General features: G+C 33.1%; 25 protein-coding genes, 2 tRNA genes and 1 rRNA gene. 4 read left to right on the top strand and 24 right to left on the bottom strand.

The window, feature by feature from the left end; all coding sequences use genetic code 11:
- Positions 1 to 19: 19 nt before the first annotated feature.
- Both F5ESL0260_RS02050 and rhaB read right to left on the bottom strand, forming a co-directional pair.
- Complete coding sequence (locus F5ESL0260_RS02050; protein WP_110445639.1) at positions 20 to 1,288, bottom strand: L-rhamnose isomerase; 1,269 nt, start codon at positions 1,286 to 1,288, stop codon at positions 20 to 22.
- Positions 1,289 to 1,480: 192 nt separating this feature from the next.
- Complete coding sequence (gene rhaB, locus F5ESL0260_RS02045; RefSeq protein WP_122025693.1) at positions 1,481 to 2,953, bottom strand: rhamnulokinase; 1,473 nt, start codon at positions 2,951 to 2,953, stop codon at positions 1,481 to 1,483.
- Positions 2,954 to 3,197: 244 nt separating this feature from the next.
- Here rhaB and F5ESL0260_RS02040 point away from each other — a divergent pair, with 244 nt between their 5' ends.
- The gene (locus F5ESL0260_RS02040; RefSeq protein WP_122025692.1) at positions 3,198 to 4,169 is read left to right on the top strand and encodes a helix-turn-helix domain-containing protein; all 972 of its coding nucleotides are present in this window, start codon (positions 3,198 to 3,200) and stop codon (positions 4,167 to 4,169) included.
- 115 nt (positions 4,170 to 4,284) lie between these two features.
- On the opposite strand, the gene F5ESL0260_RS02035 is transcribed toward F5ESL0260_RS02040, so the two are convergent.
- The 7 genes from F5ESL0260_RS02035 to F5ESL0260_RS02005 form a co-directional block, all read right to left on the bottom strand.
- Positions 4,285 to 4,578, bottom strand: a complete 294-nt coding sequence (locus tag F5ESL0260_RS02035) for a HigA family addiction module antitoxin (RefSeq protein ID WP_122025691.1) — start codon at positions 4,576 to 4,578, stop codon at positions 4,285 to 4,287.
- 248 nt (positions 4,579 to 4,826) lie between these two features.
- The gene (locus F5ESL0260_RS02030; protein WP_046324378.1) at positions 4,827 to 6,059 is read right to left on the bottom strand and encodes a site-specific integrase; all 1,233 of its coding nucleotides are present in this window, start codon (positions 6,057 to 6,059) and stop codon (positions 4,827 to 4,829) included.
- A 64-nt stretch (positions 6,060 to 6,123) separates the two neighbouring features.
- A complete protein-coding gene (locus F5ESL0260_RS02025; protein ID WP_046324377.1) occupies positions 6,124 to 6,327 on the bottom strand; it encodes a hypothetical protein in 204 nt (67 codons plus the stop codon).
- Positions 6,317 to 7,357 carry a Rep family protein gene (locus tag F5ESL0260_RS02020; RefSeq protein ID WP_046324376.1) on the bottom strand — a complete coding sequence of 347 codons (1,041 nt, stop codon included), beginning with the start codon at positions 7,355 to 7,357 and terminating at the stop codon, positions 6,317 to 6,319. The genes F5ESL0260_RS02025 and F5ESL0260_RS02020 overlap by 11 nt, the downstream gene beginning before the upstream one ends.
- 163 nt (positions 7,358 to 7,520) lie before the next feature.
- Positions 7,521 to 7,976 (bottom strand): hypothetical protein, encoded by a 456-nt coding sequence (locus tag F5ESL0260_RS02015; RefSeq protein ID WP_046324375.1) that lies wholly within the window; start codon positions 7,974 to 7,976, stop codon positions 7,521 to 7,523.
- A complete protein-coding gene (locus tag F5ESL0260_RS02010) occupies positions 7,973 to 9,112 on the bottom strand; it encodes a chromosome partitioning protein ParA (RefSeq protein WP_052724623.1) in 1,140 nt (379 codons plus the stop codon). The genes F5ESL0260_RS02015 and F5ESL0260_RS02010 overlap by 4 nt, the downstream gene beginning before the upstream one ends.
- On the bottom strand, positions 9,093 to 9,431 hold the full coding sequence (locus F5ESL0260_RS02005) for a hypothetical protein (protein WP_046324373.1): 339 nt from the start codon (positions 9,429 to 9,431) through the stop codon (positions 9,093 to 9,095). The genes F5ESL0260_RS02010 and F5ESL0260_RS02005 overlap by 20 nt, the downstream gene beginning before the upstream one ends.
- Before the next feature lie 186 nt (positions 9,432 to 9,617).
- Here F5ESL0260_RS02005 and F5ESL0260_RS02000 point away from each other — a divergent pair, with 186 nt between their 5' ends.
- Entirely contained in the window at positions 9,618 to 10,793 is a 1,176-nt protein-coding gene (locus tag F5ESL0260_RS02000) for a hypothetical protein (RefSeq protein WP_046324372.1), read from the top strand.
- A 292-nt stretch (positions 10,794 to 11,085) separates the two neighbouring features.
- On the opposite strand, the gene F5ESL0260_RS01995 is transcribed toward F5ESL0260_RS02000, so the two are convergent.
- From F5ESL0260_RS01995 to F5ESL0260_RS01960, 8 genes are all read right to left on the bottom strand, one after another.
- Entirely contained in the window at positions 11,086 to 12,306 is a 1,221-nt protein-coding gene (locus tag F5ESL0260_RS01995; RefSeq protein WP_046324371.1) for a hypothetical protein, read from the bottom strand.
- A gap of 9 nt (positions 12,307 to 12,315) precedes the next feature.
- On the bottom strand, positions 12,316 to 13,212 hold the full coding sequence (locus F5ESL0260_RS01990; protein WP_046324370.1) for a hypothetical protein: 897 nt from the start codon (positions 13,210 to 13,212) through the stop codon (positions 12,316 to 12,318).
- 1 nt (position 13,213) lies between these two features.
- A complete protein-coding gene (locus tag F5ESL0260_RS01985; RefSeq protein ID WP_122025690.1) occupies positions 13,214 to 13,831 on the bottom strand; it encodes an ATP-binding cassette domain-containing protein in 618 nt (205 codons plus the stop codon).
- Positions 13,832 to 13,860: 29 nt separating this feature from the next.
- Positions 13,861 to 15,957, bottom strand: a complete 2,097-nt coding sequence (locus tag F5ESL0260_RS01980) for a PEP-utilizing enzyme (RefSeq protein ID WP_046324365.1) — start codon at positions 15,955 to 15,957, stop codon at positions 13,861 to 13,863.
- 15 nt (positions 15,958 to 15,972) lie between these two features.
- On the bottom strand, positions 15,973 to 16,986 hold the full coding sequence (locus F5ESL0260_RS01975) for an MFS transporter (protein WP_158593803.1): 1,014 nt from the start codon (positions 16,984 to 16,986) through the stop codon (positions 15,973 to 15,975).
- Positions 16,964 to 17,179 (bottom strand): hypothetical protein, encoded by a 216-nt coding sequence (locus F5ESL0260_RS01970; protein WP_122025688.1) that lies wholly within the window; start codon positions 17,177 to 17,179, stop codon positions 16,964 to 16,966. Before F5ESL0260_RS01970 ends, F5ESL0260_RS01975 begins: the two co-directional genes overlap by 23 nt.
- A gap of 1,173 nt (positions 17,180 to 18,352) precedes the next feature.
- Positions 18,353 to 18,425 (bottom strand) — tRNA-Thr (locus F5ESL0260_RS01965).
- 67 nt (positions 18,426 to 18,492) lie between these two features.
- The gene (locus F5ESL0260_RS01960; protein ID WP_046324363.1) at positions 18,493 to 19,251 is read right to left on the bottom strand and encodes an NADPH-dependent oxidoreductase; all 759 of its coding nucleotides are present in this window, start codon (positions 19,249 to 19,251) and stop codon (positions 18,493 to 18,495) included.
- Positions 19,252 to 19,391: 140 nt separating this feature from the next.
- On the opposite strand from F5ESL0260_RS01960, the gene galE reads away from it, so the two are divergent.
- Positions 19,392 to 20,384 (top strand): UDP-glucose 4-epimerase GalE, encoded by a 993-nt coding sequence (gene galE, locus F5ESL0260_RS01955; protein ID WP_122025687.1) that lies wholly within the window; start codon positions 19,392 to 19,394, stop codon positions 20,382 to 20,384.
- Positions 20,385 to 20,421: 37 nt separating this feature from the next.
- On the opposite strand, the gene F5ESL0260_RS01950 is transcribed toward galE, so the two are convergent.
- Positions 20,422 to 20,970, bottom strand: a complete 549-nt coding sequence (locus F5ESL0260_RS01950; RefSeq protein WP_046324362.1) for a GNAT family N-acetyltransferase — start codon at positions 20,968 to 20,970, stop codon at positions 20,422 to 20,424.
- Between the two features lie 186 nt (positions 20,971 to 21,156).
- Here F5ESL0260_RS01950 and F5ESL0260_RS01945 point away from each other — a divergent pair, with 186 nt between their 5' ends.
- Positions 21,157 to 22,527: an amino acid permease gene (locus F5ESL0260_RS01945; RefSeq protein ID WP_110445633.1), complete on the top strand. Its 1,371-nt coding sequence runs from the start codon at positions 21,157 to 21,159 to the stop codon at positions 22,525 to 22,527.
- A 117-nt stretch (positions 22,528 to 22,644) separates the two neighbouring features.
- Here F5ESL0260_RS01945 and F5ESL0260_RS01940 read toward each other — a convergent pair whose 3' ends face one another.
- From F5ESL0260_RS01940 to rrf, 6 genes are all read right to left on the bottom strand, one after another.
- Complete coding sequence (locus F5ESL0260_RS01940) at positions 22,645 to 23,007, bottom strand: DUF956 family protein (RefSeq protein ID WP_110445632.1); 363 nt, start codon at positions 23,005 to 23,007, stop codon at positions 22,645 to 22,647.
- Between the two features lie 6 nt (positions 23,008 to 23,013).
- On the bottom strand, positions 23,014 to 23,928 hold the full coding sequence (locus tag F5ESL0260_RS01935) for a PTS system mannose/fructose/sorbose family transporter subunit IID (RefSeq protein WP_122025686.1): 915 nt from the start codon (positions 23,926 to 23,928) through the stop codon (positions 23,014 to 23,016).
- A 27-nt stretch (positions 23,929 to 23,955) separates the two neighbouring features.
- Positions 23,956 to 24,765: a PTS mannose/fructose/sorbose transporter subunit IIC gene (locus F5ESL0260_RS01930; RefSeq protein WP_046324358.1), complete on the bottom strand. Its 810-nt coding sequence runs from the start codon at positions 24,763 to 24,765 to the stop codon at positions 23,956 to 23,958.
- A 17-nt stretch (positions 24,766 to 24,782) separates the two neighbouring features.
- Complete coding sequence (locus F5ESL0260_RS01925; RefSeq protein WP_122025685.1) at positions 24,783 to 25,793, bottom strand: PTS sugar transporter subunit IIB; 1,011 nt, start codon at positions 25,791 to 25,793, stop codon at positions 24,783 to 24,785.
- 170 nt (positions 25,794 to 25,963) lie between these two features.
- Positions 25,964 to 26,036: transfer RNA gene (locus tag F5ESL0260_RS01920), tRNA-Asn, on the bottom strand.
- Between the two features lie 10 nt (positions 26,037 to 26,046).
- Positions 26,047 to 26,163, bottom strand: a 5S ribosomal RNA gene (rrf, locus tag F5ESL0260_RS01915).
- Positions 26,164 to 26,180 lie beyond the last annotated feature (17 nt).

Below are 26,180 nucleotides of genomic sequence, written 5' to 3'. Positions count from 1 at the left end.
ATCTCCAGAAACTTTCTTATTAATTTCTCTTAAATTGAACGTTCTTTTCATAATCCTTAAGTTCTTGATACCAATCCATCCCTACGGGAACATTATTTCTTAAGCAGAATTCATCCCATACAGCACCAAATGGGAATGACTTTAATTCTTCAGTTTCTGCTAAGCGTAGAGTATAATCATAGTGATTTTCTGCATCTTTTAATTGGTCAATTGGAGCCAGCAATGCCAAAAGCAAGGCTTTTTGTGCTGAGCGAGTACCGATTACCCAGGCAGAAACGCGATTAATTGAAGCATCAAAGAAGTCTAAGCCAATAACTGTCTTGGACAATAAGTTATCCCTGACCAAAGCCCGCATCATTTTAATTAACATGTCATTCATTGCAGGTACGTGATCACTGTCCCAATGAACTGGACGAGATAAGTGTAAGAACATGCCTTTGCCAAATGCTAAGAATGATGACAAGTAGTCAGAAGGATCTTCAGCTTCATGGAAGTGACCAATATCCATACACCAATCTTTACCTCTTGTTAAAGCATAGTTGTTGTAAAAGAGGTGAGAGCCAACCGTATAACTTTCAACACCGGTACCAAACAATTTGCCTTCATATGATTCCATGGTGTTCTTTTCATCATATTTCTCTTCGTTAATTTGATCTAATGAATCAATCAAACGCTCACGCGGATCCAATCTACTGATAGGTTCATCCTTCATACCATCCATAATCCAGAAGTTGTCAATTGATTGTGCTTTTTGCTCTTCGCCAAAGTAATTAGAAATAGCACGTGCATTTTTACCAACTTGAATCCAGTAATCGCGAACGCTTTTTTCAGGACTTGCTAAAGTCATATTTTCTTTTACTTTAGGACTTGAGAAAAATGTCGGATTGAAATCAAGGTAAATATCATTTTTCTTTGCCCAGTCAACCCAGAACTTAAAGTCTTCTGGTCCAACTTCAGACACATCCTTCTTTTTACCATCAGTCACAGCGTAAATTTGGTGCAGTTGCAATCTTTGCTTGGCTGGAATTAGCTTAAAGGCTTCATCCAAGTCATTAGTTAATTCTTCAGGTGTTCTTGCAATGCCAGGGTAATTACCCGACACGCCAATTCCTCCAGACAAAGCAGCATCTGGCGTTAAGAAGCCGTGGATATCATCTCCTTGCCAGCAAGGAAGAGACACACGAATATTTTGTAACTTCTTTAAAACCTTTTCTGTATCAACACCGACTTCTGCGTAACGTTCTTTAGCAACTTGATATGCTGTTTCAACTGCTTTTTCACTAACCATCATTATTCTCCTTTTATTAAAAAACTTCTAAACATAAATAACTAGACTATCCCTTGAGCTTGCATGCATAGGTCTACTGTAAGGTTTGCTTACTGCACAAATTTTCGTTCAAATATCGTGGACAATTGCATATGATTTTCACTATATATTTCTGTCACAGATTTCATTTATTATTTTAGCTGAGGCTAATGTTTATATTGCTCCACCTCGGTTAGCTGTGTGCAAAAAGTTAATGTAGTCATCAAGAATGCCTAAGTATTCACCCTGTTCAGGTTTAAAATGCTTAATTGCAAATGAATCTTTAATAATTTGTCGCGCCGCCGAAACATTTGCAACATCGTTTCTGGTAATCATTTGAACTGCTAAATTACCGATTGCTGTAGCTTCGCTTGGTCCAGCATAAACATCGATGCCAGCAATTGTGCTCGTCAACTGATTTAGCAAGGCAACGTTTGATCCACCACCAACAATATTCAAAGTATCAATTTGGTATCCTATAATATGATTTAACTTTTGTATTTCATAAGCATAAAATAAAGCTAAATTGGAGTAAATCGCCATCGCTATTTCACCAGGTGTTTTTGGAACTCTTTGGCCTGTTTCTTGACAATAAGCTTGAATTTCTTGGATCATATTTTCGGGATTGACAAAACGTTCATCGTTAATATTGATAAATTGACTAAACGGTTTAGTTTTGCTTGCTAATTGCGCTAATTCACTGAAGGAATACTTGTCATTAAAATCACGTTTTACACATTGAACCATCCACAGCCCCATGATATTTTTTAAAAATCTATAGGTGCCATAAGCGCCCCATTCATTAGTGTAATTTTCTTTATATGCATCTGGACCATTTTCTGGAACATTGAGTTCTGTTCCCAGAAGCGACCATGTGCCTGAAGAAATATATGCCCAATGATGTCCTATTCCAGGAGTGCCGACTACAGCTGAAGCTGTATCATGGGTTGCGACTGTAATCACATCAGTATCAGGCAAATCATAACTTTGAAATTCTTCTCGCTTCAGTTTACCAAGCGGGGTACCAGCATCAACTAATTTAGGAAATTGATCCTGTCTCACATTAACTTCTTGTAGCAGATTCTGATCAAACAAGCCTTCTCTGAGACTCAACATTTGTGTAGTTGAAGCATTTGTCGTCTCTAAAACTGCTTTCCCGGTGAGAACATATCCAATATAATCAGGAATCATCATGATCTTATCCGTTTGAGCCAGAAGTTCTTTGTTTTCCTCAAACAACTGGTATAGAGTATTGAAATCCAGAAATTGGATTCCTGTCTTTTGATAAATCTGTCCCTTAGATACTTTAGCTGTTAATTCCTTAATCGCATTCGTGGTTCTCTTATCACGATAGCTAATCGGATCATCAAGCTTATTTCCATCTTTTCCTACTAGAACATAGTCAACTGCCCAAGTATCAATTCCTAAAGAAACTTTACTAAAGCCAGCTCTTTTTATTTTTTGCAGACCTAATAAAATCTCTTTGATAATATGGTCAATATCCCAGCGGTCATGTCCGTTTTTTAAGGTAAAACCATTTTTAAAACGATGCATTTCTGTTAAGACCATTTTGCCATTTTTTAATTGACTTAGCATCAGACGGCCACTTGAAGCACCAATGTCTACCGCTACATAGGTCTTTGTCAATTATAATCACCTCACTTTCAAACCTTACAGTTATATTTATACGTTAAAATGTCACCGCTTACAATGACATATAAGGTTGCGTATTGTATCATATTGGTAGGTCTATTTTGATTTGAAATATTTATTCATTAGTTTTATAGCACCATAACATAAGTATTAATTACATTTATTTATAAACTTATCTATTCTGAAGATAATATCAAATAACAATATGATAGGTAGTTATATTTGAGGTAGTAAATGGATGAACAATGAATTACTAAGCAAACTAAAAGAACTAAATCCGGTGGAAAAAAAGCAATATAATGAACAACTTTTTATTAATGACTTTAACGATAAAACCTTGCTACATGCTTCAGACAAAAAATTTGTCCCTATTTTTACGGAGGAATTTTTTAAAGGTAAAAATATATATGTCAGTAAGCACAACCGCTTTGCGCCCTATCCTAAACATACCCATACATTCTTGGAAATGAATTATATGGTATCTGGAAGTGCCAAGGAAAAAGTGAATGGTCATACCATTTATTTAAACCAAGGCGATATTTTATTATTAGGTGTCGGCACTACCCATTCAATTGCTACTCTGGGTAAAGATGACATTTTGATAAATATTATTTTCAGAAATAACATCAAGTTCTCTTTAGAAAATTTAAGAACCATTGGCAAAACCAAGAATGTTCTGTCCAGCTTTATTTTGGCCAATGACAACTCTCATGATTTTATGGTTTATAGAAAAAAGCATACTGAATCATCAATTCGCAATATAGCCAATTTAATAATTGAAGAATATTACTTTGACAAGGATTTTTCTGATAAGCTAATTGACAGTTACCTCAATTCGTTATTGATATTGTTATCAAGAAATACTAACATCCATTCTGACAAGATTTTAAAAGAAAACACTCCCGATATTATTCTGTATATTTTAAAAGAAATATCTGCTAACAGTGCCAACATTTCTCTATCTTATATTGCAAAAAAGACCAGTTATAGTCGCTCTTACTTAGGCAATTTATTTAAGAAAACTGTGGGTAAATCTTTTTCAGATGCACTAACTGAACAACGGCTACTAGATGCTTACAACCTACTTAATTCAACTAATTTGTCAATTTCTGATATTATTCAAAAGGTAGGAATTTCAAACAAAACTTTCTTTTACCAGAAGTTTAAGAATAAATTTAACTGCCTTCCTAGTGAAATTCGCTATTTTTAAATAAAAAAATCATTCATTTAACCTCAATTAGGTCATGAATGATCTTTTACTTTTAAGCCAATTAATACACTGATAAATCTGTTTACGAAAAATTATGAAAAATGGTTTTCTTTAGCTAAACAGATTGATACTTTTTAATTTGATTGTATTCTTTACCCTTTTTTATCTTAGCATTACGAAAAGCTATATCTTCCTGTAAATTAAAAAAATACTTGTTACTCACGCCAAATACTCTTCCTAATCTAATAGAAGTATCGACTGTTATTCCAACTCTATCATGTAATATATTTTGAATTTTTGAAGTTGGCACACCAATTAATTTTGCTAGCCTATATGCTGAATTTTGTGGTGGCTTCATAAATTCTTCTTTTAATATTTCTCCAATTGTGGGAGTTGGAATTTTACTCATTTTATTAACCTCTCAATTAGTGATAATCAACAATTTCTACATTTGTAAAAATATTTTGTTTTTATTCTGAAGTTTTACCTGATTATCCAAATCTATTTAATACAGGTGCAATATAAAAAACCTTTCAAGCGCTCACCCATTAGGACTTCTTTGAAAGGTTTTGAACTATCTGAAATTTAAAAATGCTGATTGCCAGTGTAGCATTAACCTTTTAAGCCTTGCTAATCTAGCATTTACAACTATTGTATCTAATTTTGTGTGACTAACTGTGAGCTAACGACATTTAACATATCTTCGTTCTTATCTTGGTCAACATGAACATAAACTTTCATAAACGTTTTTAGTGAATGTCCTAACCGATAAGCTGCCCAAGGGTAACTCATACTTGGAATATTAGCTAATTTAGTTGCTATAGTATGACGACAAGTATACATACTAACACGCAAGCCACGATTATTAACGCCTATCTTTTTACAGATTTTACGCATCATGTCATTTAAGCCACGTTGATCTATTGGCATCCCTAACGAACATAAATTATAAGTAGTTAATGCTAATAAAATATAATCCTGTTCATTATCTAAACCATATTCTTGCAATACATCTGTTTGCTTTTCTTTAAAAATCATTAATATTTGATATAAGTTTTCAGATATTGGCAAAGTTAATCTTTTAGCCCCTTTAGGTCTAGTTTTCAAATGACCATTTAGCTTCTTTGCCTTGCTATTCCAAGAATCGTTAATTTCAAACACTACTTTACCATGATCTTTAGTCAAATTAGCCCATTTCAAAGCTTGAATTTCTTGCGGTCGCATTCCTGTCTCTAAAGCAATCCAGATTGCCAAGCGACTACACCAATAATTAGGTTTTATTGACTTCAACCGCTCCTTAATATCAGTGATAATGGCAATAATTTCTTTATCAGAAAAAACATATTTTTCATCTGGTACAGTCATTTCATCATTACGAAAGAATTTATACAAGGCTTTTATAGGAACAGGATTTTTTACTATCTTGTCCAGTGAACTAAAGTAACATCTAATATTTTGTAATTGGCGGTCAATTGTTGTATGTGGTGCTACACTGGCATGATGTTTTTGCACATAATTACGGGCAAACTGTCGAATATCAGTTTCAGTAATATCTTTTACTTTTTTATCACCAAAATAGTCTTTTAATAGCCTAATTGTATAAGTCCATGCTTTATAAGTAGTTGCCGATTGCCATCTACCTAACTTATGCTCGCTTTCGATAAAACTTTTATATGATTGCACTAGCGGTTGACTCAGTTCTTGGTAATTGCCGTGCGGATTAGAACGGAAATCTACCCACATTTTTTCATATAAAGCCTTAGCTGCCCGATAATTGTCGGCAACTTGACTAGGAACAGGAATAACTTTCCCAGTATGCTCATCTCTTGGTTGTATTCTTACTCGATACTTACCAGCTTTCTTTCCTTTATTAATTTTACTAATTGGCATGTTTATTCTCCTTTTACTTTTAGGAAGAACATACCCTTGATTACTTTAAATTTTACCACAATAATCACCGCTTTCTGATCCAATTTACTACTTCATCATAGTTATAAAATTTCCTACCCCCTGGCGTTATGCGGTGAAACGGCATACCTAATTTAGTTAATTTGAAAAAATAAGTATTAGAAATTTCTAACTTTTTTGCTATTTGTCGGGCATTTAATAACTCATTGCCAAACATTTTTACATCTTCTTTCATTGTTTTATCTACCACCAAATAACTCTTCAAATTCAGATTCATTATCTTGAAAAACTTCCGCAATAAATTTTGGTGTAATATGAATTGCATGAACCCGCCTTTTAAGCTGTTCAAAGGTATCTGTTTTTTCATCAGCAATTTTCACATGTTGATAAAATTCAAACGGACTATAAGGAGTAGTAATAATCAACATTTCAACATTTAATTTCACATCATGGTAGCGTCTTGGTGCTACTTTATCATGCTCATAAGGATCTAGTAGCCTTAATAAGTCGGCATATCTAAAATCATTGGGACGCAAATCATTCAGAATTACATAATGTTCACCATGATAATCTTGAAAGTAATCCCGACTGCTGCCTAAGATAGCAACTTTTTCACCACGAACTAGCTTATTTGCATAACGTGTTTTACCAACTCCAGCTTCGCCCCATAACCAAATTGTTTCTGCTTTGCGATCATGATATTCATGTAACCATTCCTCATGCTTTTTATCCGCAATTAATTTAGTAATATTGTCAATCACGCTTTTTCTTTTAGCAACTTCAGCTAAACCAATAATATCCGCTAATTCTTGATAATCAATTTCTTCATTAGCATATTGCGTTAAGAAATTAGCCACTACTTTAGAATTTAACCTGCTTTGGTTAACACTGCTTTGTATTTCAGTAATCCTTGCGGGAAAATCAAATGAAGCCACCACACTATTAGGATCGTATTGATACTTATCTTTAGCTTCCAATGTTGCATGAATTAGATAGCTATAAGCATTACTGATTCTTCCTTGCCAAACTTCTAAATATTGCGGTTTATCATTAAAAAGCCTTACAACATGAGAAAGTATTTGCGGATTAGCATATTTTAAGACCACATGTAGATGTTTCCTAATTAGCCTATTACCTTGATCCAAATCTTGGTCATGAATGATATAAGCCCACTCTTGAATATTAGCCTTAGTTAAAATATTGGTTAGTTCAGTAAAATCTATCTTTAAATGGGCAAAATCTTGCATATACATAAACTGTCTAGCTCTAATCTCTGCCATATAATTCCCTTCTGCACAGTTTGCACACTTTTAACATTTGCCATAACAAGCCCAGCAAATGTTGTCACATCAGTGCTTAGCACACTTACACAGTAGAATATTTATAAATTATGCAAGGTGCCATTCTTTTTGTCTTGAGGACAAAGCTGGCACCTTGCTTCTATTAAATTCTTGTACCGGTTAAAACAAACTGATCATGATAATAGTCTGGTCTACTTACAAAACGATAATTGTCTAAATTATCCATTAAAAATAATCTAAAATCTTCTGAACTAAGCATTTCCCTAATTCGCTTTTTAACTTCTAATTGTGATGATAATTGAAACCAGCGTTTAGTTGGAACTATTATCTGCACACGCCCCTTATTATCAAGGTATTTAACACTAGCCCAACAAACCACTTTGTTAACAGCAGAAATTATTTTATCTGGTTTTTCTGGTTCCATGAGCTTCAATGTTTGTTCTAAAGCAATGGTTTTAGAAATTGATTTACCATAAAATTTCAGAAAATAATGTACGATTAACAGAATTACTAGAATAATCAGCAAAATTACGCTGATCTTGCCAAGCAAAGCAATTAATTTATCAAATAACTTATTAATTAAGTCTATTCCCTTCATGATTCTTCTCCTTTGGTTATTGTCGGCATGGCAAGTGGTTCAATCCCGTAATGTTTACCATCATTAATCTCAATTATTCCCGTTCCTAAGCCGCCAATAGGGATAGACAAGCCATCAATCATTGACGGGAACAAATACTGAACGGTTGCCTTATCTATTCGTCCTAGCAAAATTCTAACGTTCATCTGTGAGCGAATTGGAATAGGCACAATATCATTTCTAGCAATTTGACTAGTAATAATTAAATTAATTAAGCTTTCTCTGCCAAGTAAGGCAATTAATTCTAATTCGCGGTATAAATCTTTAACTTGTCTTGAAGTTGACGCTAAACCCAAAGTTAAGCTGGCCATTTCTTCCAAAACAACAAAAATTGGTGGCACATTGATTTCGTTAGCGTCAGTGCTAATCTTATTTGAAACTTCATAAAGCTTACTTTGCCTTAACTGCATTTCATTAACCACAGCAGCCAATTCCGCATTCACCCTAGTTAGAAAATCTTCTGGTCGATCGCTATCTTCTGGAATTAATAATTTAATTTCAGAGTGTTTTTTAGCATATCTCGCACCATCAGACTTTTTGGGATCAATCATAATAACTTGTGCTGGTTCATCACCATTTTGATTAGTTAAACGACTAATTATTTCTTCTAAATAACGTAAGGCATAGCTTTTACCGCTACCTGTATTACCGCTAATAATCCAAGTGGTGGCATTCCTGCCAACAGTTAATCCCCGCATCAACGGTATTTCCTTATTTAAATCATAGTCAGCCACAATTTTAGTAATTGTGCCGACGAAACGTTGTTTCTTACCCTTGTAACCTGGAAAATAAAAACCCCTAGCTGTTGCTAATTGTTCACCGTCCACTTCTACTAATTGCATGGAAGTAGGTCTAACACAGGTATATTCAGGGAAAACAGCTGCCGAAATAATATCGTAAATACGATAATAAGTATCAGTATTTAATACCAAATTTGTTGGGTAGCGCGGAATAAACAAGAAACCATACGGCTCCTTAATTACTTCTAAGACCAGATAAGATTGCTTAATTGTACTTGCTTCATCAGATAAGACACTATCAAGCACATTTTCAATGTAATTACAGATAGTTGTATGCTTACCCTGCAATGATCTCATCTCCTTTAATGGAAACCTGAACATAGCCCCGTTGATTAGCCCACAGATTGACTTGATCATTCTTAATAGAACTCTTATCAAAATCGATCATTTTACCAGCTTTCAAATCACCAACTTTTTTAAGCTTAAAGTTTAGCATTTGGCCATTATTAACATTATTTTTATCAACCGTGATTGCCATTCTTACTAGATAAGGATATTCAGCAACATCTTTGGCATTATCATACTTTTCACTGGCTTTACGTTCGCTTATACCTGTAATAATTGCGGTGATACCAGTTAATACTTGTTTTGCTGTTAAATTTATTTTGATTGTCATACTTATCTCCAATCTAATCGCTTTTTTACATGCGCTTACATAATTAGGTGTAAAATTTTATTTACACCCATATCAAATACTGAAGATGTCTTTGATTGCAATCAGATTTAATCTTCACAATTGAGTATATGCCTTTTAATCAAGAAAAAGGTTCCCGAAAAAATTCAGAAAAAAACGGAGTAAAAAATGCCTAAACTACCAAGAATTCCAAGTACATTAGCCGAATTAATCAATAGTTATAAAAAAGAAAAACATATTAGTGATATTCAAGTTATTAAAAAAATCAACAGTCTAATTGAAAACGAAAATGATAAGATTCAATACAAAGTAGATAGATTTCAAAAATTGGGAAAAGCAAAGATATTGATTCCTTCAACTTTTTCAGATTGGACTAATTTAACCTCCAAAAATCCTAAACGTCCTATAAATGGTGTTCAGCGACAAGCTATCGCAAATTTATTAAACAAAGATTATATTGAAACAATTTTCGCTAATGGAGCAGAAATTATTCCATTTATGGATAAAGTCTTTTCATATATCTGCGATGTTTTGACAAAAATTCGCGATACACCAAAAAAACGTAAATTTCCAGAGTTTAAATCTCTTAACCAAGAGACTTTAAAAGAAGATTTAATTAGACGCGGTTATGAACAGATAGCTACGCTAATTGATCCAATATGTACTTATGAAATAGCAAGAAATTTTATAATGTTTGAAACAGACAGGATATTAAGTAACATTCAATTAACTTCAGTTGTGACGTGGCTAAAAATCAATTATGACACTTCTATAGGTAGAGCTGGATTACTAACACCTGAATTATTTAACACAATCAATAGTGGGGAAGCAATTTTTCCAAAATTCTATGCTTTTAACACAAAAGTACCAATAGAGTTACTAAACAAAAGTTACATAGACAATGAGTCAATATATAATTTCTTAATATTAGCAATCAAAAAAATTGAATCTCTTCTATTAAGAAATATCTTTGACGAAAACCAATCCAATTCACTGGACAAAAACTTTAAATTCTTAAGATACAAGAACTTATACAAAAGTTTAAGTAAAGAAATAAATCAGTTAAACACGATGCCTAGAAAAGAAACTAAAGCAATCATTAATTCTGTTATCGGACTAATTAAATCCTTAATAAGTAAAATAGCTAAAATTGGGGTTGAAAATATGGAAATAATAAACAATTCTGGCTACGCTATTCCACCAATTACTTCAATCACATCTGCACATATCATTGTAGGAAAAACACTCTTAAATTCCTCAATTAAAGAGACAGATGAAGAAATTATAATTCTGATAAATAAATTCCAAAATTCTTTTTTTAATACACAAACCCAACACACATAAAATAAAATGCACTACCCCAATAAAAAATGATCTGAACCCTGAAATTAATTTGTCCTAATTTTAGGGTTCAGATCAAAATACTATAATAGTGTATTAATAACAATGTAATTATAGAAATGTATACTTTTTTAGGCTGTACGCTAAACTGCCTAAAAGCTAAATAACTATTTGAATTTAACAAGCTTCAATTAAAAAGAGTTACAATTGATCAAAATTGTAACTCTATAAGAAAAAGTATTTCTTAACTTAACGACATTACTAAAATTAAAACATCGCCTTTTTATTTAAATCGTTATATCTTATTTGGCTTTAACAAATTCAACAATATTTTTTCTTTCTTTTCAAGATCTAATTGAGAAGAATAATTAAAAACAACAGTATAAGCCTGAATAGTCATCCAATTTTCTTCTGTTATGATTACTTTCCGATTATCGAGATAGGATTTTTTAAATAGTATCCAATTAGGAAAATCTAACATATTATTTATTAATTTTTTTTGATTTAGTGAAGAAAAACGTGGTGAAAACGAAATTGAAGTCAGTCTATTACGTAGTTTTAAATTACCCAATATTATAGCGTCTGTTGAACTAGTCAACAATTTAGCATACATTTGTTTAACATCTACATTATATTCTGCCATAATCAGTTCAGGAATATATGCTCCTCCAAATCTTGCTGCTCCCTCACAAAATTTAATTGTTCGTTTTTTAGTATCAACAAACCATTCAAAGTGAAAAGGAATAACCTCTGCATTAGTTGAAACATTGATTAAAATGTTTTTTGCCATCTTTTCTATTTTTTTTATTAATTTTGGATCTTTCTCATACAAATCAGCTGTTTTAACTTTTAAAGGAGCAGTATTTTTTTCAGAATCAGAGATTTTTTCACCATACTGATGAATAGTAACAAAAATATTGCCATTAGTATACAAGCCGTCGCTTGTATACATGCTGGTATAATTTACTTTTTCCTCCATCAAATAATTATTTAACGAGATTGGAATATGATTAAGATCTGACTCTTTATTGACATAGTATTGCCCACGGCTTGAATATAAGGCTCTCGGCTTTAACACTATACCATTCGGGTTTGTTTTTAAAAACTTCTTTGCATTTTCTTTTCCTGTATATTCTGAAAAATTAGGTTCTGGTACAATATTTCCAAGAAATGACCTCATTAATAGTTTGTCTGTCAACAAATATGAAGTAACTGCAGACAAACATTTTTTATTTGATCTAGAATTTCTGTCATTTAGTATGCCACATAATTCTACTAAATTTTCGTCAAAGGTCACACATCCAACATTCTCATTACTTATATTTTTCGAAATATTTTCAACCGCTTCAACAATATTTTCTATAGAAAAATCATCAAGTTCAATTGTGTCGATATAACTTGGAAAAGTTTTTTTCTTATATGTATGAATTATAACCTTAAGATTCTCATTTTTTCGTATAGTTTCTACAAACGTCTTAACACTTTGATAGCCAAATTCATGAATTAATATTATCATTTTTTCTCCTTAAAAATTCGAAAGTACATAGTCTTGAAATCTTTTTCTTCGCTGTAAAGTCTCTTTATCAAATACACCTGAGCTTCTCTGAGGAATAGAAAAATCTACTTTTCCTTTCCATTGCATTGCTCCAGCTGCTCCAATAGAGGTCCCATACTTAGGTTGAATTAAAATAATTATCTTTTTTTGCTTATAAATGCTTACACCATAATTGCAGAAGCAATTGTAATACTTATTTGCTACATCAAGCATTGCAAAATGAATTTCTTGAAGAATAAAAACTAATTTTTCTAAATCAATTTCACAAAACTGCTTCCATTCTGTAATTACATTAATACCAACCCCTAAGCCATATTTTTTGCTTTTTTTGATTCCTATAGATCGTTTATTAAACAAATATTTGAAATAAACACACGCCTCCTCTAGTTTTTTATCAAATTCACTTAGATTAATCTCTTTAATTTTCAATTTATTCAGTTCATAGCTAGAAAAAGTGTTAATATGTAGGTGAAAAGCTGGTAGCGACATTGCTGATTTATTAGAAATATTTGATGAAATATTATAAATTAGTTTTGTGGTTTCAGGATATATTTTAAATTTCTTTTCTAACTTAAAATTCTCTATTTTTTTTTGAATATCAATCCCTGTCTGCAAAATAGTTTTAAATTCTTTTTTATTATTAATAATTTCATCAATCCCATCTAAGCTTGAAAAGGCTAACATAATATCAAATAAAGTATGGGGATGCAGCTTGTCTATTGCAATAATTCCTCTGTGTTTTTGATTTCCTAACTTAATTATTCCTAGTCGTCCACCAAGGAACATTTCATCTTTAATTTCATTTTCTTTATTTAGATCACAAAATTTTATCTCAGGTATATCATATTGACCGATTTTTATTTTCATATTAGAAAGTTATCCTCTTATTTTTAATTTTTATAACTTTATTTGTTAGCAATGCCAAATCGTTTTTATTATGACTAACAAATATAAGTGTAATTTTATTATTTTCTATCCATTTATTAAGAAAAGTAAACAGTTCTCTTCTCTTATTGTCATCTATTCCATTAAAAGCTTCATCTAATATTAAAAGATCTGGTAAACTTAGTAATGCGACACCTACTAAAACTACTTTTCTTTGTCCTCCCGAAAGAGTGCCATATTTCTGCTGGAATAAACTGTTTAAACCTAATTGATCAATTATGAAATTTCCTTGTATATCACTGATTTTAGATAAATGTTTAGCTCTTCTAATTATATAATTAACCCCAAGCCAATTTGGGAATTCATCAAATTGTGGAACAAAAAACGTTCTATTAAAATTGTTTTCTATTATTCCATCGAATTTTTTATCTAAACCAGCTAGCATATTTAAGAACGTCGTTTTGCCAATTCCAGAGTTTCCTACAATACCCATTCTGTCCCTATACTTAATACGAAATTGCTCGCATTCAAATAAAACTTCATTACCCACATATTTTTTTAAGTCGTTTATTATTATCTCTTTTTTCTTATAAATAATCATACCCTTTCGTACTCATATACTTGTTAAAATCATTCTTTTTTAATGTCATAAAATACCTCCTTGCTAGTAATTGGCCTAACTTGAAAAATTTTGAAATTTCCAAATTTATCTATAGTCCATTCGACATCAATATCAAAAGAAAACTCAGATTGAATTTTTTTAAGTTGTAAAAATAGTTCTTTTTTCCAATCTTTGTCTATATTTTTCATTTCATTATCAATATACCCACTAAATCTTTCATTCACTTTTCCTTTGACAACATCTTGAGGTCCATTTTCAGAAACTTCTGTGATAAATTTATTAGTATTTTTTTCTAAAAAAGAAACACCTCCTATTGAGCTAGCTATATACGGCTGGATAAAAATTTGAAGATGATTTGCCTTTTCCATTTTTCTTAAAGTTTTGGTAAATGAATTAAAATTATTACTACATTTTATTGATTCATATTTTCCAGCCATCGAAAACTTCAAACCATCCTCTTCAGAAGAGGAACTTCTAATAATCAAAAATTTTGTTTTCCACATATTAACAGTAGATTTATATAATATTTCATTCAGTTCTAATAAATTATATTTTTTTGGATCAAACGAAATTGCAATTCCATCTAAAACAGGGTAGCCTTTTCTTTTTAGTAAAGATAATCTAGCTACCTTTGAACCAAATATTTTAGCGTCTATTTTAGTTCCTATCAAAGCAACATTAATATCTCTCAAATTTGCAACTAATCCTATTGTGCCATTAAGAATCAAATTGTCTTTATTTTGTATTTTTCTTATCAAGTTTTTAATGCCAACTAAACAGGGCTTTTTTAATTCTCTTGCAACTATTGACGCGTGACTTAGAATTCCCCCTTCTTCAGTAATAGAACCTGCACACTCATAAAATGAATCTACCAAATTAAAATCAGTTCCAGGTGCAACTAATATTTCTCCCTTTTTTAACTGGTTACTATCCGTTGAATCATTAACTAAGTGTGCTTTACCAATAACTAAACCTCTGCTAACAGGTACGCCTCTCATTAATTTTAAAGTTCTACTGTTTGAGGTTTTGCTGGCAAAATTAGTAATCAATAATTTAGTATTACTATTTGCTTCTGTTTTAATATTTTCCTTACGACTTAATACGACACCTTTTGATCGCTCTTTTATAGTATTTTTTGAAACTCTATAATCTTCATAAACTGCTTTATACAATTCCATTAACATATAGAATTTTCCCTCTTGTGGCAAAATTTTTAGTTTTGATAATAAAGTATTGAATACTCTGTTTTTTTCTGTTGATACTTGTCCCATTAAAAATTTATTTTTATCCCTTAATTCAAAAATTTTGGAACTGTAATTTCTCAAACATATTGCTAAATCCATATTTTTAAATGCAATTTTATCTTTTCTTCTCCCATAAGAAGGTAAAAAACTTTCCTTATTAGTATCTTTCACAAATTGCTTTTCTTTTTCATTATTACTATTTTTTTCCTTAAAATTACCATATGCTGTTTCTAAGCCACCATATTGATTTGTATAAATTTGTTCGGCTTCTTTATTAGTAATCAACCCTTTTCTTTTCTTTTCAGAGAGAGAAACTTTCAATTCAATTGCATCTGTTAAAATAGAGTGTGAGTCTCCCAACAGCCAATTAAATGCATCAGTACCAAAGTTTTGTTCACTTTGAAGAAATTTTTTAATGGCATAATGTAGACCTTCTTCAATTTGAACCAAATTTATACCATAAATTTCATTTAAAGCACAAAAATGTAATTTAATTAATGTATGACATAATATTTTAGGACTATCAGAGTTCAAGTCCCGTTGAGCTATCGATTTTAGAAGTTTTTTTAGTTCTGTTTTGGGAAATTCTATGTAATGATTCAATCCGATTAAAAAAGATCTATCTTTTTCAAGAAATTTATTACCTACATATTCCTGGAGAAAGTTCCACTCTTTTTCCGGTGCATAAGCTTGAAAAATTCCATCTCTGTAAATTGAAATAATATTTCTAAACCGTACTGGATTAATTTCTAAATCAACTTGACTGTACAGATCTTGTAAAAATTCCACATCTATCATTTTGTCCACATTTCTGTGATTAATAATTTTATAATTATCATTTACTGTATTTGAAAATAACATTATTTATCCTTTCACTTAATCTAAATGATGTGAGTTAAAAAATATAAGACCAAACTTCATCAGCACAAAAACAATAAACTCTCCAAAACCGATTATAATAAAAGCCGACCAATCTAAAATATTTAAAATTGAAAAAGTATATGTACCTATTGGTGCAAAAAGTGTGGATATTGTAAAAACAGCACCAAAAACCCTACCCATAAATTCATCAGGTATTTCAGATTGAATACCTGAAATCATTTGAATATTAAAAAATGTAAGGCAAAGCATAGCTAATGAAATCAGTAGTAAAATTAATATATTACTAAATTTGAAAATAGATACAAGTAAAGTTGCTAACGACATACCTAATAGGAAATTACTATATCTTTCAGGTGTCAGACTTTTTTTAGATATACCATTCAATAAAGCACCCAAGATATTACCTACTGAAGAGGCAACCAATACATAAGCGTATAAATTTTTGCTGTTACTTATTTTATTAATAAAAGGCAATGTAAAGTTATAACCTGCCAAGAAAAAATTTATTAAGCTACTGGAAATTATGATAATCAGTAACTTTTTATTGTTCCATATATATTGGCTTCCTTCTATAAAAGAACCTATTAAGTTATCTCGTTTTTTTAAATCAATAGCTCTATCATTTACTATAAGTGTTAATCTACATTCAATTAAAGCTGACACAAAAAAACTAAGCGAATTTATAAGCATTCCAATTTTAAAGCCAAATCCATTAATAATTATCATTCCTAGTATAGGAGACAAGACATTTATTACTTCAGAAACTGATTTAGAATACGAATTATATTTATAAATGTTTTTTTTGGATAATAGATCTTTAATAATTGCTTTATATGCAGGACTGTTAAAAGAATAAAGAATTGCAAGAATTATGTTTACAACTATTAAATTCCAAGCTTTTTTAGATGAATAGTTTAAGTAGACTATCAATGTTACAATTCCTGAAAGGATATCTGTATAAATTAATAATTTCTTTCTGTTTTTTTTATCTGCAAAAACGCCACCCACTAAATTGAATAGCAGACCAGCTATTGCTTCCCCCCCCTTGATACAATCCCATATAAAGATTTGTGTTATTACTTAATCCTGAAATTACAAGTTGATTAGCGTAATCAAAAATTTGTGTACCAAAACTATTTGTTTGTCCACTTATCAATAAGTTTATTATGTTTGCTTTTTCTATATTTGTTTTCTTTTTCATCTATTTCTCCTTAGTAAATACTTAACAGAGTATAAATTAAATTAATTAAAAAGTAAATGATAACTTTCATATTTTTATAAAATATAATTTACCATTTTTATAATTATTTGTAATGAAATTATTAACAACTGATAACACATACGAAGCTCAATTGCTAATATTTCAGAAAACAAATTTTATAAAGCTTAATTTAAATACTGGTAACATCTAAAACTATTTTCAAAAAAATAAAGATATATCTTAGATTTGAATGAAACATTTTGGTGACATATACCTATTCTATGAGTACGGAATACTTGCCTGCTTTTATAATCATAAAAAGTACAAATATGTTAGCAACTACTGTGCTATTGTTTAAAAAATTTCACAAATAAATTGATAAAAATCAAGACAGTATAAAAACTATCACATTGAATAGTGATCTAGAATTCACTGATATGGTCAAAATACAAAATTTATTTTATACACTCATATTACTCATAGGAACTAAGAGATAGCTAAAACTATAATTTTATTTTATATCAAACTAATTCATTTATTATGATGCTCTCTCTTTTTATTTTGTTTATACATTAAGAATCTTTAGAGAGATTCCGTAAATCTCTTCCAACTATTTATCTTAGAACTTAATTCAGCCTCATTAGCAACTTGTTGCATAACTAACTTAATATTGTTGAACACGATGCTCATCAAAATCTATTAAATAAACATAACATGGGTATAACTCTATAACTTAGTCAAAAAATAAGGCTAGTGGAATCCATAATAAATAAAAAATATTTGGAAAGCAGCGATCCTTATTCTTAGCGATTTAATAATTTTTTACTTAGTTATTACTACAACAACTTTAATTGCTGCTAATTTTGTGAGAAACATAAAATTGCGATCGAGCTAAAACAGATAAATTATTAAAGAAAAAGTAATATATCTCCTTAGTCACACTCAGTCACACAAAAAAGCAAGCAATTAAGCCTGCTACATCAAGAGTTATGTTCATTCCTGAAAAATTAATAACGACAAATTTTCAACTTATTTCACATTGTGTGACTAGCAGTGTGACTGACCACAACATTTCACATTAATTTACAACTATTTAAAACACTTCATAACAAGCAAAAGCCCGTCATATCAAGATTGATACAACGGGCTTTAATGCTATATTTGCCTTTGTTATGCTGATTGCCAGAATCGAACTGGCGACCTTTTCTTTACGAGGGAAACGCTCTACCAACTGAGCTAAATCAGCAACTTTCACAACGTTTAAATTATACCAAAACAAAAAAAGTCGTGCAATCGAATGCGCGACTTTTATTTTATTTCCAATCTAGGCAAAGCTCTTGCTTGTGCAACAATTCTGGCAACTCGTCACGATCAATTCTCTTATCGTTTAACTTGTCACCAGTTATTTGCTTGGTAAAAGAATCAATACGTCTATTAGCATCCCGCAAGTCATAGTAAGTGGTAACGACTTGGTCATAGTCTTTCAAGTCTACCACTTTAAAATCACGCGGATACTCATTTTCAAAAGTTGTAAATGCTAGTGGCAAGCGCGGTTTCAATTGCGGCTCTTGATCAGGAATACCCACTTGCATCCCTAACGCTGGAAATGTCAGCTTAGGCAAGTCTAATACGTCTAGCATTTTTAACGGATGATCATTAATGGTGCCAAGAGGCACATAGCCTAGATCCATACTTTCAACAGCATTAGCCACATTTTGCCAAGCAAGTAATGTGTCATCCATCCCCTGAAAGAAAATGTCAGTGGTATGAACACGTCCGTCATCTTTACCTAATTGGCGGCGAATTTGTTGGTTGCGGTATAAATCAACTACAAAGATAAACAAATCTCCTTCAGCACCAACATATTTTTGTCCGCACAATTCCCTGATTTTTGCCCTTTTACTTTCATCAGTAATATGAAGCATTGTCGCATTTTGCATAAACATGCTGGTCGCTGTATGTTGAAAAACGGTGTACAAAGTATTTAATTGTTCTGCACTTAGTGTTTGATCTTTAAATTTTCTGATAGAGCGATGATTAATTTGCTGGTTAATTGTGGAATTATGAATCATTTTGATACTTCTTTCTAACTATCTTACTAAAAGTAACTGTATTGCAAAATGATTTTACTGTCAATAATTGTCTTTTAAATTAACAGACTGTGCTAAAATTTAGACAGAAGATCATTACCATATAATAATTGGAGGAATTTATGCGCGTTTTAGTTATCGGCGGTGCCGGGGATATTGGCTCGGTAGCTGTTAAAAAATTAATTGAACAAAATAATGATGTTGTTGTCCTAGACGCTTTGTACACTGGACACAGAAAAGCAGTCAACCCTAAAGCCAAGTTTTACCATGGAGATATTGAAAACAAGTTTTTAGTTAGCCAAATATTGCGTCAAGAAAAAATTGAGGCAGTTATGCACTTTGCTGCATATTCTTTAGTGCCTGAATCTGTACAAAACCCACTAAAATACTATGATAATAACGTTTCAGGTATGATCGCACTCCTAGAAGCCATGAAAGATGCCGGTGTCAATTACCTCGTCTTTTCTTCAAGTGCCGCAACTTACGGCATCCCTAAGAAATTGCCAATTACTGAAGATTCACCTCTTAATCCGATTAGCCCTTATGGTGAAACCAAAGTAATGATGGAAAAAATCATGCATTGGGCAGATAAAGCTGATGGTATCAAATCAATTGCACTGCGCTATTTCAACGTTGCTGGTGCTGCAAGTGATGGGTCAATTGGAGAAGATCACTCTCCGGAAACGCATTTAATTCCTAATATTTTAAAAAGTGCTGTCAGTGGCGATGGTAAATTTACTATTTTTGGTAATGACTACGACACTAAAGATGGCACTAATGTCAGAGATTACGTTCAAATCGAAGATCTCATCGACGCACACTTGCTGTCTTTAGAGTACTTAATTAAAACCAATAAATCCGATGTGTTCAACCTAGGAACTGCTCATGGTTATTCCAACTTAGAGATCTTACAAGCGGCTCGTAAAGTTACCAATATTGAAATTCCATATACTATGGGACCACGACGTGCAGGTGACCCTGACAGTTTAGTTGCCGATTCAACCAAAGCCAGAACTATTTTAGGCTGGGAGCCGCAACATGAGAGCGCTGAAGATGTAATGGCAAGTGCATGGAAATGGCACCAAACTCATCCTCAAGGATACGAAGACAAATAACAAAATTGCTGGTAAATTTTACCAGCAATTTTTTTGATTAGTTTTTAGAATTAAATGTGATATATAACTCCATATCACAGAACTTACCGTGATACTTAACTTCATCTTTAAGCCTAGCCACATATTCAAAGTGCAGCCTCTCTGCAATGGCTCTACTAGGTTTATTATTATGATCTGCCAGTAATTTAATACTGTGTAATCCAAACTGGTTGAATGACACGTCTACTAACTTTTTAACGGCCTGAGTCATGATTCCGTTACCCTGATATTTTTGCCCCAGCCAATAGCCAATTTCGCCGCTTTCATTTTTTAACTTAATATTGTGCAGGTCAACCATTCCCGCTGGTTTGCCATTGACAAGAACAACTAGTACCAGTTTCTTATAATTAGCGGTGTCAACTCGCATTGCCTTAATAAAATCAACTTCATCTTTGACACTCGCAATCTTACCTGCCCAAGGTAAAAAATGTGCCAGCTGATCACGGTCATGGACAATAATTTCGTATAAAGCTTCCGCATGACTGACTTCCGGTAATACCAAACTAATATCCAAGTTATTAACAGTAAATTGGCCAATGGTAAACATTAAATCTTCCTCCTTAATTTATTTTTAATAAAATATATGATACTACAATTTGTCTTTAAATAAAGCCCTTTTTAACATAACAAAATTTACAATTTAGCGAAATTTTGGTTTTGTTAAAAACATACGCTTATGTATAATGCTATAATTTAATAATGTAACTAATTTTTAAGTATTTGGAGTGATTTAATGAGCGAAGAAGAGGAAAATAACGGTTCTGGTTACGAACGAACCTTGACTAACGCGCATATTCAATTGATTGCCCTGGGTGGGACAATTGGTACTGGTTTATTTCTAGGCGTAGGTAATAGCATTAGACGAGCCGGTCCCAGTGTCATTCTGATTTATGTCGTCGTTGGTGTTTTCTTATTTCTACTAATGCGAGCTTTGGGTGAGCTAATTGTTTCAGACTTATCCAAGCATACCTATATTGATTTTATTGAAAAGTACTTAGGTAAAAATACTGGCTTTATCTCAGGTTATCTTTACTGGATTAGTTGGGTTACGTTAGGCATGGCAGAAATGACAGCCCTAGGTATATATTTCCAGTACTGGTTTCCCCATTTGCCCACCTGGGTGCCTGGCTTGATCACAATCGCAATTTTACTATTTATTAATTTGCTTTCTGCCCGACTTTTCGGTAATTTGGAGTTTAGTTTTGCTATTATTAAAATTGTGACTGTTATTGCTTTTGTGATTTTAGTAGCCTATTTGTTAATAACTGGTGGCAAAACCACTTTTGGTCCCGTTACTCTAGCTAACTTGTCTGCGCATGGTGGCTTCTTTGCTAAAGGGAGTACCGGCTTTTTCTCTGGCTTTCAAATGGTTATCTTTAGCTTTGTTGGCGTTGAACTAGTCGGATTGACTGCTGCCGAAGCCCAAAATCCTAAGGTAACGATTAAAAAGGCTATTAACGAAGTACCAATGCGGATAATATTATTTTATGTTCTCGCTATTATCGCCATTTTGGTCGTTATTCCCTGGGATAAGGTGGCTACTAACTCTAGCCCATTTGTGCAGACTTTAGCAGCAACTGGCATTCGCAATGCTGGTTCAATTATCAACTTTGTTGTCATTTCAGCAGCTGTTTCTTCAACTAATAGTATTTTGTATAGTGCAGGCCGATTATTATTTTCTGTTACTTTTAACGGTAAGGGTAAATTTAACCAGACATTTGGTCATTTAAGAAGACAATTACCACAAAATGCTTTAACTCTATCAGCCTGCCTAATGGCCTTAGCACCATTTGTTATTATTATTATTGGCAATGAGGCCTTTAATTTTATTTCTTCTACTTCTACCAGTATGTTTTTAATTATTTGGTGTCTAATGCTTTTAACACATATTGCCTACCGGAAAAAGACACCTGCACAAGAACTTACCGATTTCAAAATGCCAGGGTTTCCTTTTTTAGATTACATGACTTTAATCTTTTTTATTTTAATGATAATTTTACTATTAATTTTACCTGCAAACAGAGTATCAATGGTTTCAGCTCTGTTAATCTTTATAGTTTTGTCAACCGTATCTAAAGTTTGGCACAAAGAAAAGAAGGCATAGCAATGCCAGCATTGAAACAAAAAATTCCTGCGGAATTCGGTGTTGTGGTAGACATAAGTATTAAAACCAATAATTAACAAAAAATTCCTAGACAATTGATTTTGTCTAGGAACTTTTTTAATTATGTCTTATTCTTCTTTTGATTTTTTGCCATAATCCCAGCGCTTGTCGCATATGTTCAGCGGGAACATATTGACGAATAGCACGTAAAGTTTTCTTATTGTCTCGCGTAGTAAAAATAAACTTACCACTTGCACGAGTGCGAATTTCAAAACGAGGTATATAGCGTCCATGAAAATAAACATCCGCTACCACGTAGGTAACCTCTTGCCACGGAATTTGGACATAATCAGAGATATTGCGCTCATTATAGAATTCAAACGCCTTATCTCCAACCATTACTTTACCGTATGTTGATAACGCACGAAACCAAGTTGCATTTGCCGTTAAATCAACTTTAGTATTTTTTGATTCAACCATTTTAAATTAAAGCACATGCAGAACGTGCAAAACAACACCGACAATAAAGATGGCAATAATGATCAAAATTGGTGAAACTTTCTTCTTTAATAGCCACATACAAAGGAAAGTGAGCAGTAGTCCGGCTAAACCAGGGATTAAGCTATCCAAGTTGTTTTGCAAAGTAGTTACTTTAAACTTGGTTAGTGATAAGCCGTTGGCTTGATCTATTAAAGCTTGCTGAATTCCTTTGGCACCAGCAGGAAGTGATCCCCAGTCAATATAGCCACCCTTTTGAATAGGGGTTTTTGAAACAATCGGAGTGAACTTAATGTTAACCCAGCGTTCAATTAAGGAGCCTAAAACAAACATACCCATCATGGAGGCGCCACGAGTTACTTTTTGCAATAGACCACCAGACATATCACTGGTAATAGCAGAACCGGCCTTGTAACCAAATTCCTGTGTATACCACATAAAGGCCAATCTAATTACATTCCAAATAACGAAGAACAAAATCGGTCCTAACACGTTACCCTGAATAGCCATTGAAGCACCTAAGGCACCAACTATTGGTCTTACCGTGTACCAGAATACAGGGTCACCAACACCAGCCAAAGGTCCCATCATTCCGACCTTAACACCTTGAATAGCTTCATCTTCAACTTTAGCACCATTAGCCTTGTCTTCCTCTAAGGCTAAAGTAACACCTAAAATTGGTGATACCAGATAAGGGTGAACGTTAAAGAATACCAGGTGTCTTTGTAAAGCAGCTGCCATATCATCCTTTTTAGGATAAAGTTTCCTTAAAGCGGGAATAAGTGAATAGGCATAACCACCGTTCTGCATTCTTTCATAGTTCCATGAAGCTTGCAAAAATTGTGAGTGCCACATAACTTTGAAGCGGTCGGCTTTAGTTAATTTTATTTTTTTATCAGCCATTATAAAATCCTCCTCTTAAATATCACTCTAATAGTCATCTATGATATCGCCGAGTGGATCGCCGGTACCGTCATTATCAGAATTTGAGCTACCGCCATTGCCACCTTTTGACTCTAAAGATAAGTACATCAGTGCTAAAGCTAAGCCAATTGCACCTAAAGCAATCAAAGTTAAATCTTTTATTGCTGCCAGAGCAAAACCGATGGCAAAGAATGGCCAAACTTCACGACTGGCCATCATGTTGATAACCATTGCGTAACCAACAGCTACAACCATAGCACCACCAATTGACATACCATCGCTCAGCCATGCTGGCATTAAGCCCAGCCAGTATCTAACTTGTGAAGCAGGAATAGCTAATAGCAGTGCAGCCGGAATAGCGATTCTCAACCCTTGTAGACAAACATCAAGCCATTGCCACATATTAATTTTACGCCAATCACCCTTTTTAGCATCAGCATCCATAATGTGGACAATACCAGTAGAAATAGTCCGCACAATCATGGTTAAAAAGAGTCCGGCAACGGCCAAAGGCATAGCAATACCAGTAGCCATACCAATTCCTTTTGTTCCTTGACCACTTTGAACCAAAATGATTGCGGAAGCTACTGAAGCTAAAGCGGCATCAGGAGCAACAGCAGCACCAATGTTAGCCCAACCTAAGGCAATCATTTGTAAATATCCACCTAGGATAACACCTAAAACTAGATTACCAGTTACAAGACCAATTAATGTACAAGCAACTAATGGTTGGTGAAATTCCCATTGGTCTAAGATACCTTCCATACCTGCAAGAAAGGCCACTATGACAACTAAAATCATTTGAATAGCGTTCATTTTTTACTCCTATTCTCCTACTTGTTTTGTTCGTCAAGCAAACTTTGGGCTTTATTTAAAATAGCTTCCATATTGCCTTCTTTATCTGTTGGAACTTTACGCACATCGTACTTGACTCCCATTTTTTCAAGTTCGTGGAAAGTATCAACATCTTCTTGATTCATAGACAATACGTTATTTGCATTGACGTCTCCGACTTTGTAAGACATTGAACCGACATTAACAGTCTTAATGTCAACACCTGCTTTGATTACTTTTAAAACATCTTCCGGGTTTTCAAAAAGCAATAAGGCATGTGTATTACCAAAACGGGGATCTTTAGCAATCTCTACCATCTTCTTCAACGGAACAGTATGCGCTTTGACCCCTGCAGGAGCGGCTTCACGAATCATGCTTTTACGCATTTCGTCTTTAGCTACACTATCGGAAACTACAATTACACGATCTGGGTGCATAGTCGGTATCCAGCCCGTTGCTACCTGACCATGCAAAAGACGTGAATCAATTCGCGCTAAGACAAACTTAATGTGACCATCACCAACAACTGTACCTTCAGGAATAGTTTTCTTATTAGCTGAATTAGCAGGTTGGGACGGTTTTTGAGCTGCTGCAGATTCCTGCGGCATTAAGTCAACTGGCTTGGTTTTAATACCGTCCTTTGCCGGCTCAATAATGGCACTTGCAATCTGATGAGCAGTAGCATCGGGATTGGCCATTCTCTGCGTTAGTGCTTCAACAACCATTGGTAAGTTCATACCAGTAACAATAGCCCAATTAGGATGCTTTTCAAGCAGGGCATTAGCTTGATTAAATGGCGTACCTCCCCACAAATCAACTATCAGCAAAACTTCATCTTGATTTGCAAATGAAGCAATTGCCGTTTCCATTTTGCCTCTAATATCATCTGGACCTTCATCAGGTTTCAAAATGACATGAGCAAAATTATCTTGTTCGCCAAACAGCATCTGCGCAGATTCCGCAATACCGTCAGCAAAACCACCATGGCTGGCTAAAATAATTCCTACCATGAGATTTCCTCCTTTAGATAAAACATATCCAATATTATTTTATCGTTAAAAAGGTTTGATGTCACATTCTTTAAAAATTAGCTCACGTATTTCTAATATAATAGCCATCGTCACTTAAACATCATCAGGCACAAAAAAAGAGGACCTTTCCAGGTCCTCTTCTCTCTTTGCTCCGGCTGTCAGACTCGAACTGACGACATCTTGATTAACAGTCAAGCGCTCTACCAACTGAGCTAAGCCGGAATACTAAAAAGCACGGCAGCGTCCTACCCTCGCAGGCAGTCTCCCACCAACTACTCTCGGCGTGAAGAAGCTTAACTACTGTGTTCGGCATGGTTACAGGTGTTTCCTTCTTGCTCTTGCCACCGTACTTTTCCTTGTGAGCTT

Source organism: Lactobacillus sp. ESL0260, assembly GCF_003692935.1.
Classification (GTDB): domain Bacteria; phylum Bacillota; class Bacilli; order Lactobacillales; family Lactobacillaceae; genus Lactobacillus; species Lactobacillus melliventris.
This window is presented reverse-complemented; position numbering and strand designations above follow the sequence as displayed.

What these genes read in the sequence shown, in the direction of transcription:
- F5ESL0260_RS02050 (WP_110445639.1), bottom strand. Translation starts at nt 1,288, where the DNA reads ATGGTTAGTGAAAAAGCAGTTGAAACAGCATATCAAGTTGCTAAAGAA.
- F5ESL0260_RS02040 (WP_122025692.1), top strand. Translation starts at nt 3,198, where the DNA reads ATGAACAATGAATTACTAAGCAAACTAAAAGAACTAAATCCGGTGGAA.
- F5ESL0260_RS02035 (WP_122025691.1), bottom strand. Translation starts at nt 4,578, where the DNA reads ATGAGTAAAATTCCAACTCCCACAATTGGAGAAATATTAAAAGAAGAA.
- F5ESL0260_RS02030 (WP_046324378.1), bottom strand. Translation starts at nt 6,059, where the DNA reads ATGCCAATTAGTAAAATTAATAAAGGAAAGAAAGCTGGTAAGTATCGA.
- F5ESL0260_RS02020 (WP_046324376.1), bottom strand. Translation starts at nt 7,357, where the DNA reads ATGGCAGAGATTAGAGCTAGACAGTTTATGTATATGCAAGATTTTGCC.
- F5ESL0260_RS02015 (WP_046324375.1), bottom strand. Translation starts at nt 7,976, where the DNA reads ATGAAGGGAATAGACTTAATTAATAAGTTATTTGATAAATTAATTGCT.
- F5ESL0260_RS02010 (WP_052724623.1), bottom strand. Translation starts at nt 9,112, where the DNA reads ATGAGATCATTGCAGGGTAAGCATACAACTATCTGTAATTACATTGAA.
- F5ESL0260_RS02005 (WP_046324373.1), bottom strand. Translation starts at nt 9,431, where the DNA reads ATGACAATCAAAATAAATTTAACAGCAAAACAAGTATTAACTGGTATC.
- F5ESL0260_RS02000 (WP_046324372.1), top strand. Translation starts at nt 9,618, where the DNA reads ATGCCTAAACTACCAAGAATTCCAAGTACATTAGCCGAATTAATCAAT.
- F5ESL0260_RS01995 (WP_046324371.1), bottom strand. Translation starts at nt 12,306, where the DNA reads ATGATAATATTAATTCATGAATTTGGCTATCAAAGTGTTAAGACGTTT.
- F5ESL0260_RS01990 (WP_046324370.1), bottom strand. Translation starts at nt 13,212, where the DNA reads ATGAAAATAAAAATCGGTCAATATGATATACCTGAGATAAAATTTTGT.
- F5ESL0260_RS01985 (WP_122025690.1), bottom strand. Translation starts at nt 13,831, where the DNA reads ATGATTATTTATAAGAAAAAAGAGATAATAATAAACGACTTAAAAAAA.
- F5ESL0260_RS01980 (WP_046324365.1), bottom strand. Translation starts at nt 15,957, where the DNA reads ATGTTATTTTCAAATACAGTAAATGATAATTATAAAATTATTAATCAC.
- F5ESL0260_RS01970 (WP_122025688.1), bottom strand. Translation starts at nt 17,179, where the DNA reads ATGAAAAAGAAAACAAATATAGAAAAAGCAAACATAATAAACTTATTG.
- F5ESL0260_RS01960 (WP_046324363.1), bottom strand. Translation starts at nt 19,251, where the DNA reads ATGATTCATAATTCCACAATTAACCAGCAAATTAATCATCGCTCTATC.
- galE (WP_122025687.1), top strand. Translation starts at nt 19,392, where the DNA reads ATGCGCGTTTTAGTTATCGGCGGTGCCGGGGATATTGGCTCGGTAGCT.
- F5ESL0260_RS01950 (WP_046324362.1), bottom strand. Translation starts at nt 20,970, where the DNA reads ATGTTTACCATTGGCCAATTTACTGTTAATAACTTGGATATTAGTTTG.
- F5ESL0260_RS01945 (WP_110445633.1), top strand. Translation starts at nt 21,157, where the DNA reads ATGAGCGAAGAAGAGGAAAATAACGGTTCTGGTTACGAACGAACCTTG.
- F5ESL0260_RS01940 (WP_110445632.1), bottom strand. Translation starts at nt 23,007, where the DNA reads ATGGTTGAATCAAAAAATACTAAAGTTGATTTAACGGCAAATGCAACT.
- F5ESL0260_RS01935 (WP_122025686.1), bottom strand. Translation starts at nt 23,928, where the DNA reads ATGGCTGATAAAAAAATAAAATTAACTAAAGCCGACCGCTTCAAAGTT.
- F5ESL0260_RS01930 (WP_046324358.1), bottom strand. Translation starts at nt 24,765, where the DNA reads ATGAACGCTATTCAAATGATTTTAGTTGTCATAGTGGCCTTTCTTGCA.
- F5ESL0260_RS01925 (WP_122025685.1), bottom strand. Translation starts at nt 25,793, where the DNA reads ATGGTAGGAATTATTTTAGCCAGCCATGGTGGTTTTGCTGACGGTATT.